At 41.7% G+C, this 17,902-nt stretch carries 12 protein-coding genes; 6 read left to right on the top strand and 6 right to left on the bottom strand.

Features of this window, described 5'->3' with window-relative positions:
- Positions 1–68: 68 nt before the first annotated feature.
- Positions 69–677 carry an SPOR domain-containing protein gene (locus tag FTT91_RS12455; RefSeq protein ID WP_004970222.1) on the bottom strand — a complete coding sequence of 203 codons (609 nt, stop codon included), beginning with the start codon at positions 675–677 and terminating at the stop codon, positions 69–71.
- Between the two features lie 34 nt (positions 678–711).
- Entirely contained in the window at positions 712–2,502 is a 1,791-nt protein-coding gene (gene argS / locus FTT91_RS12460; protein WP_180169557.1) for an arginine--tRNA ligase, read from the bottom strand.
- A gap of 195 nt (positions 2,503–2,697) precedes the next feature.
- On the opposite strand from argS, the gene FTT91_RS12465 reads away from it, so the two are divergent.
- Together FTT91_RS12465 and FTT91_RS12470 are read left to right on the top strand one after the other, a co-directional pair.
- Entirely contained in the window at positions 2,698–2,979 is a 282-nt protein-coding gene (locus tag FTT91_RS12465) for a DUF2798 domain-containing protein (RefSeq protein ID WP_180169558.1), read from the top strand.
- Between the two features lie 199 nt (positions 2,980–3,178).
- Positions 3,179–4,879 carry an NAD-dependent malic enzyme gene (locus tag FTT91_RS12470; protein ID WP_180169559.1) on the top strand — a complete coding sequence of 567 codons (1,701 nt, stop codon included), beginning with the start codon at positions 3,179–3,181 and terminating at the stop codon, positions 4,877–4,879.
- 125 nt (positions 4,880–5,004) lie between these two features.
- On the opposite strand, the gene FTT91_RS12475 is transcribed toward FTT91_RS12470, so the two are convergent.
- Positions 5,005–5,772 (bottom strand): hypothetical protein, encoded by a 768-nt coding sequence (locus FTT91_RS12475; RefSeq protein ID WP_180169560.1) that lies wholly within the window; start codon positions 5,770–5,772, stop codon positions 5,005–5,007.
- A gap of 535 nt (positions 5,773–6,307) precedes the next feature.
- Positions 6,308–9,799: a PAS domain-containing hybrid sensor histidine kinase/response regulator gene (locus FTT91_RS12480; protein ID WP_180169561.1), complete on the bottom strand. Its 3,492-nt coding sequence runs from the start codon at positions 9,797–9,799 to the stop codon at positions 6,308–6,310.
- Between the two features lie 185 nt (positions 9,800–9,984).
- Here FTT91_RS12480 and FTT91_RS12485 point away from each other — a divergent pair, with 185 nt between their 5' ends.
- From FTT91_RS12485 to FTT91_RS12495, 3 genes are all read left to right on the top strand, one after another.
- Complete coding sequence (locus tag FTT91_RS12485; protein ID WP_179994355.1) at positions 9,985–10,317, top strand: DUF485 domain-containing protein; 333 nt, start codon at positions 9,985–9,987, stop codon at positions 10,315–10,317.
- Between the two features lies 1 nt (position 10,318).
- A complete protein-coding gene (locus FTT91_RS12490) occupies positions 10,319–12,028 on the top strand; it encodes a cation acetate symporter (RefSeq protein WP_004970210.1) in 1,710 nt (569 codons plus the stop codon).
- 202 nt (positions 12,029–12,230) lie between these two features.
- A complete protein-coding gene (locus FTT91_RS12495; RefSeq protein ID WP_180169562.1) occupies positions 12,231–12,929 on the top strand; it encodes an ion channel in 699 nt (232 codons plus the stop codon).
- A gap of 90 nt (positions 12,930–13,019) precedes the next feature.
- Here the strand turns inward: FTT91_RS12495 and omp33-36 are convergent, their stop codons facing one another.
- Both omp33-36 and FTT91_RS12505 read right to left on the bottom strand, forming a co-directional pair.
- Entirely contained in the window at positions 13,020–13,940 is a 921-nt protein-coding gene (gene omp33-36, locus FTT91_RS12500; RefSeq protein ID WP_257218176.1) for a porin Omp33-36, read from the bottom strand.
- 1,036 nt (positions 13,941–14,976) lie between these two features.
- A complete protein-coding gene (locus FTT91_RS12505) occupies positions 14,977–16,005 on the bottom strand; it encodes an IS701 family transposase (protein ID WP_007116247.1) in 1,029 nt (342 codons plus the stop codon).
- Between the two features lie 166 nt (positions 16,006–16,171).
- Here FTT91_RS12505 and FTT91_RS12510 point away from each other — a divergent pair, with 166 nt between their 5' ends.
- Complete coding sequence (locus FTT91_RS12510) at positions 16,172–17,872, top strand: GGDEF domain-containing protein (protein ID WP_180169564.1); 1,701 nt, start codon at positions 16,172–16,174, stop codon at positions 17,870–17,872.
- Positions 17,873–17,902: the final 30 nt, after the last annotated feature.

The raw sequence follows: 17,902 nt of genomic DNA on the forward strand, positions 1-17,902 counted from the left end.
ATAGACCTAAAAAAAGATGCCGAGGCATCTTTTTTTAATTGATTTTGGTCGATTGATAACAATGAGGCTTAGCGTTTCACGACAATTGAATCAATTCCACTATGCTGCAAAGTTTGCTGAGCAATCACTGCAGCATCGGCTGAATCATAAGGGCCTGAAATCACCCGATACCAAGTTTCACCACCTTCTACACTTTTCACTACATCTGCCGATAAACCATTCAAAATAATTTCGGCACGACGTGCATCTGCAGCATCTGGGTCGGTATAGCTACGCACTTGTAGAATATAGCTGGCTTGTACCACAGGGGCAGGCATTTCTGTCAGACCAACATTGGCTTCGCTGGCCGCTGGCGCCTCTACAGCAGCAGGCGCTTCAACAATGACTACGGTATTCTGTTGCTGTGTTTCAGGCACCGCTTGCTCAGGAATTGGGGTAACCTGTTGCTGTGGCAGCAAATCATAAAAACGATAGTCTTTGTTGGTATCTTCCTGATAATGCTCAGAATTGATTTGCCCTTTAGGCTGTACAGGTGCCCACGGTTTCCATAGCATTAAGGCTACAGCAAAACACAACACGATTAAAATCACCACGAGTGTGCCTAACCACGTTGGAATTAGTGGTTTTTTGGGCTTATTCGGTCGTTCAGATACACCGCGTTGCGTTTTTCCAAACACGTGGACTTCCTCTTGTTATGCTTTTATTTGGCTTTTACATTGTTTCTGGTGCAGAGACACCTAATAATTCTAAACCATTACACAAGACTTGTTGTACGTTTACTGAAAGCAATAAGCGTGCTTGAGTCAAGGCTGCATCATCATTCAGAACTTTATGCTCATTGTACCAACCGTGGAACAATGCTGCTAATTCTTTCAAATAGTTACCTACCTGATGCGGTTCGTGGCTGTTGGCAGCACGTACTAAAATTTCAGGATACGCAGCCAGTTTGGCTAAAATTTCAGTTTCAGCATCTAGCTCAAGTTTAGCGGCAAACTGACGTGCAGTTGTCGCATTAAAATTCAATTGCGTAGCAGCAGCTTTTTCGAGCATACGACAAATACGTGCATGAGCATATTGAATATAGTAGACCGCATTGTCTTTACTTTGTGAAACGGCCAAATCTAGGTCAAAGTCAATGTGCTGTTCAGATTTGCGCATGACGTAATAGAAACGTGCAGCATCGTTGCCGACTTCTTTACGCAAATCACGCAAGGTCACGTACTGACCTGAACGGGATGACATTTGTACCATTTCACCACCACGCCATAAGCTCACGAACTGCACTAACAGTACCGTTAATTTTTTCGAGTCGTAGCCTAGTGCATCAATGGCCGCTTTCACACGTGAAATATAACCGTGGTGATCTGAACCCCAAATATCAATTAGGTCTGTGTAGCCACGTTGTAATTTATTCAGGTGATAAGCAATGTCTGAAGCAAAGTAAGTGGTTTGACCATTGCGGCGTTTCACCACACGGTCTTTTTCATCGCCAAATGCGGTCGATTTAAACCAGATATTGCCGTCTTGTTCGTATAGATAACCACGTTGATCTAGTGTTTGTAGGGCTTCATCAATTTTTTCAGTCAATGATGCTTCGCTAAACCATTGGTTAAAGGTCACGCCAAATTCGCCTAAGTCATCTTTAATATCGGCCAAAATGGCGTTCAAGGCAGCTTGGTGGAATACGCGATAGTCATCGCCCAAGAGATTTTGTGAATTGAAGATCAAACCATCAATGTGTTTTTCTTTATCGCCCGATACCACGACTTTGTTGCCATCGGCATCGAGTTCTGCAGCATATTGCACGTCTTCATGCACATTGTCATACACAGCAGCAACAGGGCGTACATGACGTTCACCATCTTGTTTTAAAATGCTTTGTGCAATGTCTTTAACATAATCGCCTTGGTAAGCATTTTTCGGGAAAACCAGTGTTTGTCCAGCCAGTTCCAAATATCGCAAATAAGTCGAAGTCGCCAAAATATCCATTTGGCGACCTGCGTCGTTGACATAGTATTCACGTTCAACTTTGGCACCTGTGGCTTCAAGTAAATTGGCAACTGTCATACCATAAGCCGCACCACGACCATGTCCTACGTGCAGGCTTGAAGTTGGGTTGGCAGAAACGAATTCGACCTGAATGCGTTTTTCTGCATTGATTTGGCTGCGTCCAAATTGTTGTTTTTGTGCTTGAATTTGATCTAAAACACTAAAACGCTGGTCGGCATTTAAAAAGAAGTTAATAAAACCAGGGCCTGCAATCTCTGCTTTGCTGATGTCTGCAACTTCAGGCAGAGCAGCAAGAATTTTTTCGGCTAAATCGCGTGGCTTCATGCCTGCGGCTTTAGAGGCAATCATGGCAATATTTGATGCGAAATCACCGTGGCTGCGGTCTTTGGTACGGGTTAAATTACTCGTATTGTTCCAGTCAGATGGGAGTACACCTTCAGCTTGAAGGGATTGCACTGCATGCTCGAGCGCTGCTTGTATTGCCGTATTCATATTGAGTCGAAAAATAGATGTGCAGAAAAACGCTAAATATAGCAAATTTCAGGGGCTTTAGGGGAATGCAATTGTATGCTTTATCGAATTTTGCGGTAGGTGGATATAAAGCAATACATTGCCTGAAAAATCATCCTTTCTCTAAGCAATTCATGGCATAGTATCCGCCAATAAAGTCAGGCAAAAGGCTATGGCATGAAACAACGTGCAATGATTTTTGGCAATGTACCCAAGTTACCCATGAAATGGGCCACCGTGGTGATTCCTTTCTTTTTATCGTGTTTGATGAGTGGCATCATTTCCTTCATCAATATGATTCGTAATTTAGGCTGGATAGATGGTTTTTTTACACTCTGGTTCAATAACTGGATGATTTCTTGGGCCTTTGCTTTTCCAGTGGTGCTGTTTGTTTTGCCGATGGTGCGTAAATTTGCTAGCCTGATTGTCGATATGTCACCTTTACAGCCACCGAAATAATCGTGATCTGTTCTCTGTTTAGGTTGATGCAAAGAACCTAGTACTCAAAAACATAGGTTATCAGAAATAAAAATCATTCAGATTTGGTTATCAAACTTCTAAATGCCCCCTTTGCTGCAAAAGGGGCTAAGCTAGTCAGATGTCAGATGGTGCATCTCAATCCATGCGCCATCAGCAACCGATTAGAATGAGATGAACAATGACAACCGCAAATTTGCAGCAGAAACGTCCTTTATATATTCCCTATGCGGGCAACGGCCTTTTAGAATTGCCTTTATTAAATAAAGGTTCTGCATTTTCAGAAGAAGAACGCACCCGTTTTAACTTGCATGGCTTAATTCCACATGCAATTGAAAATATTGAAGAACAAAGCCAGCGTTCGTATCAGCAATATTCTGCTTTTAGCGATGCCATCAACAAGCATATTTATTTGCGCAACATTCAGGACACCAATGAAACCCTGTTTTATCACCTGATTGAACAGCATTTGAGTGAAATGATGCCTATTATTTACACCCCAACAGTGGGTGAGGCATGTCAGCGTTTTTCCGATATTTACCGCCGTCATCGGGGTATTTTTATTTCCTATCCAGATCGTGCCCATATTGATGACATTGTACAAAACATCAATAAAAAGAATGTCAAAGTGATTGTGATTACCGATGGTGAGCGTATTTTAGGCTTGGGTGATCAGGGCATTGGCGGCATGGGTATTCCAATTGGGAAACTGTCTTTATATACAGCATGTGGCGGTATTAGTCCTGCCTATACCTTACCCATTACCTTAGATGTAGGCACCAATAACCCACAATTACTGAATGATCCGATCTATATGGGCTGGAATCAGCCACGTATTAGTGGTGAGGAATACTATCAATTTGTCGATCAAGTGCTCGATGCGGTAAAACGTCGCTGGCCAAAGGCCTTGATTCAATTTGAAGATTTTGCCCAGAAAAATGCCATGCCGTTATTAAACAAATATCGTGATCAAATTTGTTGTTTTAATGATGATATTCAAGGTACGGCAGCCGTTTCTGTGGGCAGCTTAATTGCAGCATCACGGGCTGCAGGTAAGCAGTTGAAAGATCAAACCATTGCCTTTTTGGGTGCAGGTTCGGCAGGTTGTGGTATTGCCGAGCAAATTGTGGCGCAAATGGTGGTCGAAGGTTTAAGCGATGCTGAAGCGCGCGCTCGCGTGTTTATGGTGGATCGTTTTGGTTTATTCACCAGCAATCAGCCAAACTTACTCGATTTCCAACGTAAATTGGCACAAAGTCCTGAACGTGTTGCACATTGGGGCAATCCTGAAGGTGTGATTTCGCTGTTGGACGTCATTCAAAACGCCAAGCCAACGGTATTGATTGGGGTTTCGGGGCAACCGGGTTTATTTACTGAAGAGGTGATTAAAACCTTGGCTGCCAATTGCGAGCGTCCAATTGTGTTGCCATTGTCAAATCCAACCTCACAAGTTGAAGCATTTCCTGCCGATATTTTGGAGTGGACTGAAGGCAAGGCCTTAATTGCAACAGGTAGCCCATTTGAGCCAGTGAACTATCAGGGCAAACTTTATAATATTTCCCAATGCAATAACTCGTATATTTTCCCAGGTATAGGCTTAGGAGTAATCGCTGCAGGGGCTACACGTGTGACAGACAGTATGCTGATTGCGTCAAGTAATGCGCTGGCGGACTGCTCACCATTGTTGCAGGATCCAAATGCAGATTTATTGCCTGATTTAAATGAAATTCAGCAGGTGTCTAAATTTATTGCATTTAGAGTCGCAAAAGCAGCAATGGATGCAGGCGTTGCAGCTGTCATGAGTGATGAGGCATTACGAGAGGCAATTGAGGCTAATTTCTGGAAGCCTGAATATCGTGATTATAAACGTGTGACGTTTTAAGCAAAATTCATTCGTGTATTGTTAATGAAATAAGCCACAAGGCGTGTTATTGCACGCCTTGTTTTTATTTGGAATAGGATGGGGTTTGCGATGTGATTACTTGGAATTTAAGTCTTCAACTCACACTAAGCAATATAGTTCTGTTTTGGATTTAAATCGGCACAATTCAAAGGATTTAAGGCACATTGCAATTCATCAATTTGCTGCTCACTGACATAGCCTTGTCCAATCAGGTATTTTGCAACGTGGTCATCTCTCAGGCTTATAAACGCAGCATCGTACACGCCTAAATCGACAAATAAGGCTGCCGTTTCAAGACTGTTAAAACGGTCTAAATACACGTCATTGCCATATAACAGAAAAATATGTTCGGCAGGGGCATGTGCATTAATATTCAAGCGTTCTGCCAATTCAAAGGGTGGGGTTTTAATAAACAGCAAATCGGACAATTCATCAAATTGAGCTGTATCGAGTTGTGCCTCATCTGTTTTGACTTTGCCTAACCATGCTTTAAAGACCAGTACCGCACCACCACGTAATAACATACTCCAAATATGCTGGCGGGTGCTTTGATCTAAGCCTTGCGCTTCTTGTTCCAAAACATCCAGTAATTGCTCCTCCTGTGCTGAAAGTTTGTTGAACAGACCTAAACCTTGTGGTTGATACACCGCAGGGCGAAACACATCAAAATTGAGTTCTTCAAAGACTTGTAGGGCTAAGGGTACTGCGGTTTGATACAGGGTATTCAGCGCTTGTAGATGAGGAGCTTTGAGTTTGCTGTTTTGAAACAGACGATCCCAGTGAATTTCGGGCAATAGCGCATTTACGCCATATTGACGCTGTAGCTGCTGTGTTTGTTCTGCGAGCTGCTGTTCATGGTTCACGGTATTCATGAGATTCTTCCTAAAACGTGAAAACAGGTCGATCAACGCTTAATAGGGCAGGAAATTTGTTTGGATGTGGCTTGAAGATGAATGCGCTGATCATTTCTTGTACTTAGTTATGCGCGCAGATAGTCAATAGATGTATAAGACTAAAGTCTAATGTATTGCAATGTGCTCAGAAAAGCCTTTACAAACTCGGCAATTAAAGAAATTGTAAAATTTATTGAGCATATTCACTTACCATCTTGTCAGACTTTGCCATAGCGAATCTGACCATGATATTTAATGAGAATTGTAGCGCATCAAAAGGCAGTGTTTTTGAAAAGTTTGGTCAATTGGTGTGCTGCACAGGTCAATCGCTGTCAATATTGACAGCAAATGTGTTGGATTTTCATTGTAGCCATATTTCGCTATGTAAAGTGAAGCTTGGTCATCAGACTAACAAATGTAACCAAACCAGAAAATGTAACAAGGTCGGTGCGTTCATCTCAGCTTTATCTCTGTGGGATGAGCGCCCCAAATTAGCCAAAGTTAGGTATGTGAATCAAGTCTCCGAAATTTTCAGACCCGATAACCAAGAACGTAGCGATGCTGGTTTTAATGGTTTTTTCAGCAAGACGATGTTGAGTTCTTTTAAGCGTTGCGGTAATTCTGGATCAGAGTCAGCAGTAATTAACGCCACAGGTACATCGGCTTGACGATGTTCCAGAATAAAATCTAAACCGATTTTATCATCATTTAAGTGCTGATCGACCAACCAAACTTGAATGTGCTCACGTTGAATCAACTCAATTGCTTGTTCAGGTTCGGTGGCTTTGAAGACGTGATAGCCCCATTTGCTGAGCAGGGTCGCCATGCCTTCCAAAATGGTCTCATCATTATCCAGACATAAAATTTTGTAGGCTTTAGTTTTCATTGGTACCACTTGCACAGGCGCTGCCACCACTTTTGGTGCTTCTACAATCGGCACTTCAATCATAAAGCAAGAGCCTTTGCCCAGTTCAGAATACACGTGCACAGGGTAGTTCAGCAGGCTGGTCATACGCTGCACAATCGCCAAGCCTAAGCCCAGACCTTGCTCACCCCAAGGTGAAGTATGTCCACAACGTTCAAATTCCTGAAACAGTTTAATGCGTTGTTCTTCGGCAATGCCTGGGCCTGTGTCCCAAACCCCAATCCGAATATGCTGTGGATGCTCGGCAGAACGCAGTACCCCTACCACAACACGCCCTTTGGCGGTATAGCGCAGGGCATTGCTGACAAAGTTTTGGATAATACGACGAATCCATTGTGGGTCGGTATCAATCCAGAACTGCACATCATGCACACGGAATTCAATGCCACGTTGTGCCGCAATCGATTTAAATTGCAGGCTTAAATCGCTGAGTAAATCATGCAGTGGATAAGCCTGACGTTTTGGCTGAATGGTACCGCCCTCTAAACGGGCAATATCCAGCAAGGCGGAAAGCATACTTTCTGCACCATGCAGGGCACGGTCTAGCTGCTGCAGGGTTTTACGGTCTTCATCTGACTGAATGGTTTGCTCTAAAGCCGTACTAAATAAGCGGGCCGCATGCATAGGTTGTAATAAGTCATGGCTGGCTGCGGCAATAAAGCGGCTTTTGGACATATTGGCTTTGTCGGCTTGTTCACGTGCCAATTGCTGTTCTGCCAAAGCATCGGCCAATTGTTGTGTGCGATCTTGTACCCGTGCTTCAAGTACGGCTTCGTTTTCACGGAAAGCGGTAATATCGGCAAAGGTGGTCACGAAACCACCGCCTTCAATTGGATTACCACGCATTTGAATTACACGACCATCTTTACGGATGCGTTCAAACTCGTGTGCACTGCCCATTTTCATCCAGTGAATACGTTTACGCACGTGTTCTTCAATTGAGCCCGGACCACATTCACCACGTTCTGCGTTATAGCGAATCAAATCGGCAATTGGGCACCCGACATAGACAATATCTTTAGGATAATCAAATAGTTTGAGATATTGATTATTCCATGCTACCAAACACATATTTTCATCTACCACACTCACGCCTTGGGTCATGTGGTCAATCATGGTCATGATTAGGTTTTGGTTAAAGCGTTGCCATTGTGAGGCTTGGTCAAGAATATTCGCAACTTGCCCTAAAGCGAGTCCGTTATTGACCATGGCAGTGGTGAGCAAAGTACGCGCAGATGCTGCACCAATGGTGCCTGCCAAATATTGTTCGGTAAAACGCCACCACATGCCGTTGGCATTGGCATTTTCATTCAGCACCACATTATTTTGCTGACTAAACTGCTCAAAGGCTTGTCGGGTTGGAGATTCGCCTGTAATGCGTTTTGCCAGTGTGATTAAATCGCCTACTTTTAAACGCGCTACATCCTGATGTGAATAGCTGACCTCGTTGCTCATGTTCTGAGTTGGCAAAGGCTTGGTTTCATAATAAAAGAAACTTTCGGCCTGAATCTGTTCTGCCACACTTGGGCGGAAAATACGTGACACCCAAACATATAACAAAATATTTAAACCGAGCGCCCAAACCACCCCATGTGTGAGCGGGGCAAAAGATTCAAAGCCAAGCAAGGCTTCAGGGCGTAACCAGTTGATGCCTAAAGGTCCCAGCAATAAAAATTCACGGGTAAACTCGCTGAACTGACTTGGCAGGCTGCGTAAAATAGTCGGAAGTAGCAGGGTATAGGCCCACATCGCAAATCCAACAATTAAGCCTGCATAAACGCCCTGTTTACTGCCACCACGCCAATATAACCCCCCAATCAGGGCAGGGGAGAACTGTGCCACTGCACTAAAGGCCAACAAGCCAAACACAGAAAGTTGATCAATATCGTTAAAGAAGTTGAAGAACAGGAAGCCGAGCAGCATCACCGCTAAAATACAAATGCGTCGGGTGAATTTCAGTACCAAAGGTAAGCGCTTGTCATGGCGTGAGAAAATGCCCATACGCCACAAGGCAGGCATGATCAGGTCATTACTCAGCATGATCGACAGTGCTACTGAAGATACCAATAACATTCCTGTCGAGGCGGAGAATCCTCCCAAGAATGCCAACAGCGTTAGCCAGTCTTGGTTATAACTGAGTGGTAAAGACAAAACTGCTACATCTGGGATGGCTAAATATTGCGGAGCTGCGTGTAAGGCCCAACTGGCAATTGGAACAATCGCGATGGTGGTTAAAATCAGATAAACGGCAAACCAGCGGCGCGCACCACGAATATGCTTTTCATCGCGCAGTTCGACCACAGCAACGTGGAACTGACGTGGCAAACAAATAATTGCTAAGGCCGCCAATAAGGTTTGCACCCAAAAAGTTTCAGGCACACCAAACAGTTGTACTTCATGGAAGGTAATTGAAACATCATTGGCAATTTGATGAATATTGTCAGGTGCTTCAAATACAAAGAAGAAAGCCACCGCCAGCAAGGCAAATAGTTTGACAAAGGACTCAAAGGCAACCGCAAGCATTAAGCCGCCGTGTTGTTCGGTATTGGCAATTTGTCGAGTACCAAACAGCATCGCCAAAATAGCCAATAAACCTGTCAGGAATAACACTGCATTGGTGGTACTTTCAACATTGGTGCTTTGATCTAAAACCACTGCGGCACTGAGCGCAATTGCGCGTAATTGCAAAGCCAAATACGGGATAATTGCAATCACCGCCAAAATTGTGACCAGTGATGCCAATGGCCCGCTTTTACCGTAACGTGCAGCAACAAAGTCAGCAATCGATGAAATGGCGTGGTGTTGTCGCACTCGACCTAAACGTCGCCAAATATCATAACCAACAGCGACAAACAGCAATGGCCCTAAATAAATGGGTAAAAAAATGATCCCTTCACGAACGGCTGCGCCCGTTGCACCATAAAAAGTCCATGATGAACAGTACACCCCTAAAGTTAAGCTGAACATGAGCATGCGCCCACGCGTGCTTAAACGACTGGCGTGTTTTTCCCCATAGAAAGCACAGATAAAAAGTAATGCGATATAGAGGGCTAAAACCCCCATAATGAGCCAGCTGTTCATGATGCCTTAAAAGTATCGACAATAGGGCTATGATAGCCTATTCCATTGCCTTTGCGCTGAGGTTGATCATTTTTTTAGCGACCAAAGTCTAAATTGCAAATCGGCTCCAACATTGTTAATTTTAAGTTCGAAATAATTCGAATTAAAAATTTGCGCCTAAGGCAGGGCGCTTGAAGGAGCAGGTTATGGATGAGGTACAAGTAGAACGCATTCTACAAAACCCAAAATTCAAAGAAATGGTTCGCAGAAAAAGTAACCTAAGTTGGACATTAACAGCAATCATGTTGTTTGTGTACGTAGGTTTTATGCTTTTAGTGGGCTATAACAAAGAATTCTTATTGAGTTCAATTTCAGGTGGTGTGACGACTTGGGGTATTCCACTGGGTCTGGGCATTATCGTTTTATCTTTCATTTTATGTGCAGTTTACTCATCAATTGCGAATGGCAAACTTGACCAGTTGAATGAAGAAGCGATGCGTGAAGTTGAAGCAATTACACATGAGAAAGGACCGCACTAAGATGAAATGGAATTCATTGAAAGCACTGGCTGCGTCTACTGTATTAATGTCAGGTATGGCATTTGCAGGACCAGATTTAGGTGCAGCAGAACAGCAGCCAACCAACTGGCCAGCAATTATTATGTTCTTGATTTTCGTTGGCGCAACTTTGTTCATTACTAAATGGGCAGCGAAGCAAACCACGAGTACTAAGGACTTCTATACCGCAGGCGGTGGTATTTCTGGTTTCCAAAATGGTCTAGCGATTGCAGGTGACTATATGTCAGCAGCATCGTTCCTCGGTATTTCCGCAATGGTGTTTATGTCAGGCTTTGATGGCTTGCTATATTCGCTGGGCTTCATGGTGGGCTGGCCAATTGTATTGTTCTTGATCGCTGAACGTTTACGTAACTTAGGTAAATATAACCTTTCTGACGTGGTATCGTTCCGTCTAGCTGAAAAGCCAGTACGTACCCTTGCAGCATTCAGTTCACTTGTTGTAGTTGCGTTCTATCTGATTGCACAAATGGTAGGTGCGGGTCAGTTAATCAAACTACTCTTTGGTTTGAACTATAATATTGCTGTAGTAATCGTGGGTCTACTCATGATGGCTTACGTAATGTTCGGTGGTATGTTGGCAACAACTTGGGTACAGATCATCAAAGCGGTGATGTTACTTTCAGGTGCAACTTTCATGGCCTTCATGGTAATGAAAGGTGTGGGCTTCAGCTTCACTAACATGTTCGAGCAATCAATCCAAGTATTCTCTAAAGTACATGACTTGAGCTTGGCAGATGCTGCAAACATTATGGGTCCTGGTAAGCTAGCTTCTAACCCAATTGATGCAATCTCACTTGGTCTTGCATTAATGTTCGGTACTGCAGGTTTACCACACATCTTGATGCGTTTCTTTACTGTAAAAGATGCAAAAGAAGCGCGTAAATCAGTTGTAGTTGCTACAGGTTTCATTGGTTACTTCTACCTATTAACGTTCATCATTGGTTTTGGTGCGATCCTTTATGTATCCAACAACCCACAATTCCTTGATGTTGCGAAAATGGCAGTGACTGGCAAGTTAGAACTTGTTGGTGGTAACAACATGGCTGCGGTGCACTTGTCTGACGCAGTTGGCGGTGACTTGTTCATGGGCTTCATTTCAGCGGTAGCATTCGCAACAATTCTTGCGGTTGTAGCTGGTTTGACATTGTCTGGTGCTTCAGCAATCTCTCACGACTTATACGCTAACGTATTCAAGAAAGGTCAAACGACTCCTGAATCTGAACTTCGCATGTCTAAAATTGCAACTTTAGGCTTAGCAATCTTCGCAATGATCTTGGGTATTCTTTTCGAGAAACAAAACGTTGCGTTCATGGTAGGTTTAGCATTCTCTGTAGCAGCATGTGCAAACTTCCCAGTACTTGTATTGTCTATGTTCTGGAGAGGCTTAACGACTCGCGGTGCAGTGATTGGTGGTGTAGCAGGCTTAGCTTCAGCAGTAACCTTAATTATATTGTCTAAAGCAGTTTGGGTAGATACGCTTCAAATTTCTGACACACCAATCAACCCATTTAACGGTCCTGCGATCTTTGCAATGCCACTTTCATTCTTCTGCTGCTGGTTGTTCTCTATCACTGACAACTCTGCGCAAGCACAAGCTGAACGTAAAGCATTCGATGCACAGTTCGTACGCTCACAAACTGGTATTGGTATCTCTGGTGCATCTGACCACTAAGGTCTGAAACACCTCAAAAAAGTCCCAGTCATGGGACTTTTTTTATGCCTGTATGTTGGCTTGAGCAAGCATGCCGATAAATATTTTGAGCATTTGTGGATACGGTTATTGAGATATGCAATTTTGATACAGAGAGATTGCATTGCATGCGCAAATAAGCTGCTATGTTGGATGCAATATAAAAAGAATAGGCAGTAGATGTATGTACATATTAGACAATGTCTGGAAAAGATTTCGGGTCTTGCCTTCGGCATGGCTGTTGTTTTTGCAGTTTTTGATTTTGCTGCTCTCACTCTTTGCACATCACAACATGCCCTATAAAGTCATCACGTGGATGGTGGGGGTATTGGTGTTGCTGCTCATTGCTAAAGTGATTCGACAAACGCCAATGTTGAGTGTTTTGGGTCTAAGTTTTGTTTATGCGGCTTTGTTCTTTTCATTCTTTATTTTACTAGGTGTGCGGCATCCTCTTATTTTGGTGATGAGTCATGCTTGTGAAGCTGCAGCCTATTTTAGTGCAGCCTATGGTTTATTGCGCTATATGTTCCATGACCGTTATTTAACCAAAGATGAGCTGTTTGCCGCTGCCGCAGTGTTTACTTTAATTGCTTGGGGTTTTGCTTTTTTATATAGCATCTGTCAAATTTTGATTCCGCAAAGTTTTCAGAACCCAAATGCTGCAGGTTTGCAAAGCTGGCTTGATTTACTGTTTTTAAGTTTTAGTTTGCAGTCCGCGACAGGCTTATCCGACCTTATACCGATCAGTCCCGAAGCACGGGTGATTGCCATGTTGCAAATGTTCTGTGGCGTGATGTATTTAGCATTGATCGTGTCACGTTTAATCGCATTGCAGTACATTCGCCACCTACCGCATCATCACCATGATGATTCATCTGAGTAAAACGGCAGTTCAAATTTTTCATGACATATTTCAGGCATAAAAAAGACGCTCAGATGAGCGTCTTTTTTAACTTCAGTGTCTAATGTGAAATTAGAAACGGAATTTAGCGTTTACACCAACAGTTTGAGTGTCAACAGCTTCGCCTACAGCATTCGCATTTACATAGCTAGCACCAACTGCAACTGCAGGAGTGATGAAGTAGTTTACGTTCGCGCCCCAAGCAGAATCGACAACAGAGTCAGCACTTGTTTCTACATAAGAAGCACCTACGCTAAGCGCTGGTGTTAAGTAAAGATCTGTTTTTAAGTTGTACATAGTGTCTTCACCATATACAAGACCAGCTTCAAAACCAACAGCCATATTGGTGCCGTCAATTGCACCTACGTACTTAGTACGTGCAGTGATTGCATCTTGGTCATAGTTTGGGTCTTCGCCAATTGAAAGTGATTCAAGAGCTGCTTTAGCAACACCATTAGAAAGAATGTTGAAAGCATCTAAAGAATACTGGTCTGCAACACTTGTATAACCAACAGCAACCAAGAAGTTAGGCGCAACGACTGCACCAAGTTCTAAGGCATAACGGTCGCCATTGTCGTTTGGTTCGCCAGTTTTATTGTCTGTGATAGTATGGCTATAAGATGCACTTGCATACGCTGGAACAAGTTTAGTTGGAACATACGCTTCAGCTTTAGCGCCATACACGTGCACAACGTCACGATTACCTGGTAGTTTGTCTTCACCATAGTTATATGCTAATGAGAAATTAGATGCTTGGTTTAAGAACGCAGCTTCAGCCAATGGACCTTTAGTCGCATCAACATTTTTGAAGTAGTAAGTACCTTGAAGGGCACCATAAAAGTCCTGATCGTTTACTGTATTGTCGATATATTCAGATTGACCTTGAACTTCGAATTGGTACGCTTGAGCACCGGTCATGGCTAATAATAATGCAGTGGCTAAACCGAGTTTTTTCATGATAGTTACCAGTTTTGTTAAAAATGGATGAAACATTGATCATTTTAGTGTAACAAATTATTAAGTCAATGAACTAAAAGGACTTTATTCAAGAATTAAGTCCAATTGACTTTGGTGTTTAAAAAATATTCAAATAAAATTTTTGCTGTCAACCTAAAAACTGTATGGATAACAAGTCGATATGTTCGTTTTTGCAACAAAAGTAGAAATAATAAGCAAAGCATTAATTGGATTAATCGATAAATTTAATTGAAATTATCTGTAATAATAATTCTTGGAGAGTGAAGAATAACGGAAAAATTCACCTGTTTTAGGGTGAAATCATGATTTTTGGATAAAAAACAAACTAAAAATAAGGTCTGTTCAGAATAAATTTGAGTGGAATAGTCGGCATAATGTGAATTTAATCACATTAATTTTGACTATTTGTATAAAAATAAATCAGACTGGTTGACTATGCTTTACATAAACTGTGATTTATTTCATAATTCCACCATGAAGTCCTACTACTTAAGTCGGGTTTGTAAATTATGTGACTTATCTCATAATTTAACCATCAAATCCTAAGCTTGGTTCATCCAGTAGTGCGATCTGATTCTCCATAATTGTTTGCTTTTTATCTGCCCAACTTTCCCCAAGGTTGGGTTTTTTTTTGCATGTGAAAACGCAAATGGTTTTGCGAAAATTGCACTGATATGGTGCAGTTTGAGAGTGTGATATGATCAAAACCCATAAAAAAATCCCAGTTTTCTTTCAAAAACTGGGATTTTTCGCCAAAATTTGCGGGTAAATTTAGTTTACTGCTGAGGAAAAACTAAACTCGCCCTAATGAGGTGCATTATGCACCCAAATGTTGCATCTGTAAAATATTTTCTGCATGCTGAAACATTATTTTTTGTATTTGTTGTTTTAAGAAAATCGGCACAGGGTATGGTTTTGGACGTTTTCTTGAATAAGATGCTCTAGTTAGACAGGTTTAAAATATCAGATCCAATTTAGCTGTTATGATTTGGTGATAAAAACCAAATAATTCAAAATATAAGTGAATTAATTATCTAGGACTTACGCACTATTATTTATAGATTCTCTGTGGTAGCAGATGATTTTTATCGAGAATAAAGTCATCAATGAAGTTTTTGATAACTGGTCTAAATAATTTCTTCTGCCAACGATATACATTTTCAAAGATCCGCTCAAACTGGTTCTTTTGTATCTCGACGTAGGCCATCAAGGCTGAAAAAATATGATTCAAAATCAGTTTAGATCGTCTTACTTGAAACTTTTCAATATGACAAACCTGTTTAATCACCCGGTGATATTGCTCTATTTTCCAATGACTTGAATGTAATTCATGAAAACCCTCAAAGGACAATAAATCATCTTCATCTTGATGCACAATATAAAACCTCTGCTGTTCTTTTAACTGAGTCTTAAATAATTGTACAAAGCCAAAATCTTTGAGCCAGACCACTTGACCCTGATGGAAATTTGGCAATAAACGCAGTTGAAACCATTGTCCTTTTTCTGGGGAAACCTTACGGTTACAGTCGATACCAAACATAAATCGAATACCATATTTTCTTATGGTTTTTAGATTTCCAGTCGATGAATACCAACTATCACCTGTAATAAATTGAATCTTTGCACCCCAACTGAGTACTTCACTTAACATATCCATAAAGTAATCATTCTTGGTTTTACTTTCAGATTTGTCATAAATTCGGAAATTAATTGGAATATTTTGACCATTCTGATCTGTCGCATACAAGGTAATGAGATTAATACCCTTGACGGATCGGTGGTGTTTGCCTGACCAAAAATAGCTAACCAAGTCCATATGTTGACTATAGGGTTTATCTAAAACAGTATCATCAATACTGACTATAAGTTTATTATTATCAATATGTTGAATTGCTTCTTGATATAGGTCGTGAGGTGTGTAGTCTTCACGTTCTAGAAAGCGATTTACACTATCATGCGAGATGTTATAAGTCTCGGCAAGTTGTGTGCAGCTAATAGAGTTCGGTTCTGTCATGAGAAAGCCCATGTAAATGGGTAATGTACAAGTTGCTGTAGAAGCATGTTTAATTCGTCTGATCACAGATACTTTATAAAGTATTTTAATACTTTTTTGAATCCGTCAATGCGTAAGTCCTATTATCTTTTTTGTAAGTAATTTAAAGATTGCTCATGTAATATAGTCGCCGATTAAGTGATTAAGTCCACGATTTTGCACAGTTATAATGACGTAGGTGAAACTTAGCATGATGATGAAATTGCGCACAGAGCATATCAGTCAGCGACTGTTGATCTCGATGATCATTATTATCGTGTCATTGCTTTTTATTTGCGTTCCTCTGATGGTGAATAGTTATCAGAGTTATCAAAAAACAAAACGTGCTTTAATTGAAATTTCTGTATTAGGCAAAGTGGCTGAACTGACCAATAGTATTTCGCGTGAACGAGCACCTGCAAACAAAGTCATGTCGAGTTCAGCAGCTGAATTTCAGCAAAATTTACAAGAATTGAAAGCGTACCGTGCTGGCGTGGATCAACAAGTAGAACAGACCATCAATATTTTAAGAAAAGAAGGTTTTATTATCCATGCGCATCATTTATCGCATCAATTAAAGACCGCTTTAGAACAAGGGCGTCAGGCGGTCGATGAATATGCAGCAACTTCACAGCATTTACGTAGCTCTCAACAGATGGATCATGCGATTCAAAAAATGTTTGCGGCATGGGACAGTTCTCAACATGTGCTGAAACACGTCATGCTCGATTCAGTGGCAAAAGACTCATCGGTATCGACCTATTATAGTGTGATTTTTGTTCTTTCAGATTTGCGTGATCAAGCGGGAAGGGTGGCATCCAATATTATTGCCGCGGTAACGTTTGCTGAAAAAATTCCTGAAACCAATTTGGCGAGCTCTTTGCAAACCCAACGCCAAGCTTATTATTTGTGGGATTTAATCCATACCATTTTGCCTGAAGCACATAAAATTCCTGAATATAATATTTTGCATGATCAATTAAAAAAGGAGTTTCTGGATGAGGGAATTCCTATCGTCAATCAATTGATTCAGCAAAGTATTGATGGGCAACCCTATTCATTGACAGGCACTGAACTCACCCAAAAAATGGTGGATAAATTCAACACTGTGGTCAGTTTGCAGTCATTTATATTAGCGCACAGTTTGCAGGTTGCGCACAAAGATTATCATCAAGCTCAGCGTATTTTCATTTTAACCCTAGTAGCGTCAATTATTTCGTTATTGGCTGCTATTTTCACCATGGTCTATGCGCGCTCAAAGGTCTTTATTCCTTTAATTCAGGCACGCAGCCAAATTTTACGCTTGGCAGCTTATGATGATGAAGCTCAAGGGACGCAAAATCCAGACAAGGTAACGCTCTTAGAGGCCATTCAAAAATTAAAACAACGCCTAGAGCAGCGTGATATTTTAGAATTTCAGCTGCGTAATATTGCCAATACCGATGCCTTAACTGGTGTTTCCAACCGTTTGGCGCTTGAGGAATACATCAAATATTTAGAACATCGACCTGAAAAATTGAGCAAAACTGGTCTGATTATTATGGATGTGGATAAATTCAAACACATTAACGATACCTTCGGGCATGTGGTGGGTGACCAAGCCTTAAAATGTATTGCCGATACACTCAAGGCACATGTCCGTGCCTCAGACTTGGTGGTGCGTTATGGTGGCGATGAGTTTTTGGTTTTGATTGAGCAAATAGAATTTACTGAGGCGCTGTATTTGGCAGATAAATTGCGCTGCCATATTGTGAATCAAGAAATTTTTATTCCAGAACTGAATGATTATATTCAAGTGTCGGTCAGTGCTGGCGTGGCGGTGGGTGCTGCGTCATGGAGCAGATTGTTGGAAAAAGCCGATAAACACTTATTTAGAGCCAAAGCACGTGGGCGCAATGCCGTTGCTGGTGACTAAGTCACAGTAATTGATCCACGAGCATTTCCG

The sequence above is a fragment of the Acinetobacter sp. YH12021 genome (assembly GCF_013420145.1).
Taxonomy (GTDB): Bacteria; Pseudomonadota; Gammaproteobacteria; order Pseudomonadales; family Moraxellaceae; genus Acinetobacter; species Acinetobacter towneri.

What these genes read in the sequence shown, in the direction of transcription:
- omp33-36 (WP_257218176.1), bottom strand. Translation starts at nt 13,940, where the DNA reads ATGTTTCATCCATTTTTAACAAAACTGGTAACTATCATGAAAAAACTC.
- FTT91_RS12495 (WP_180169562.1), top strand. Translation starts at nt 12,231, where the DNA reads ATGTACATATTAGACAATGTCTGGAAAAGATTTCGGGTCTTGCCTTCG.
- FTT91_RS12510 (WP_180169564.1), top strand. Translation starts at nt 16,172, where the DNA reads ATGATGAAATTGCGCACAGAGCATATCAGTCAGCGACTGTTGATCTCG.
- argS (WP_180169557.1), bottom strand. Translation starts at nt 2,502, where the DNA reads ATGAATACGGCAATACAAGCAGCGCTCGAGCATGCAGTGCAATCCCTT.
- FTT91_RS12475 (WP_180169560.1), bottom strand. Translation starts at nt 5,772, where the DNA reads ATGAATACCGTGAACCATGAACAGCAGCTCGCAGAACAAACACAGCAG.
- FTT91_RS12480 (WP_180169561.1), bottom strand. Translation starts at nt 9,799, where the DNA reads ATGAACAGCTGGCTCATTATGGGGGTTTTAGCCCTCTATATCGCATTA.
- FTT91_RS12465 (WP_180169558.1), top strand. Translation starts at nt 2,698, where the DNA reads ATGAAACAACGTGCAATGATTTTTGGCAATGTACCCAAGTTACCCATG.
- FTT91_RS12485 (WP_179994355.1), top strand. Translation starts at nt 9,985, where the DNA reads ATGGATGAGGTACAAGTAGAACGCATTCTACAAAACCCAAAATTCAAA.
- FTT91_RS12490 (WP_004970210.1), top strand. Translation starts at nt 10,319, where the DNA reads ATGAAATGGAATTCATTGAAAGCACTGGCTGCGTCTACTGTATTAATG.
- FTT91_RS12470 (WP_180169559.1), top strand. Translation starts at nt 3,179, where the DNA reads ATGACAACCGCAAATTTGCAGCAGAAACGTCCTTTATATATTCCCTAT.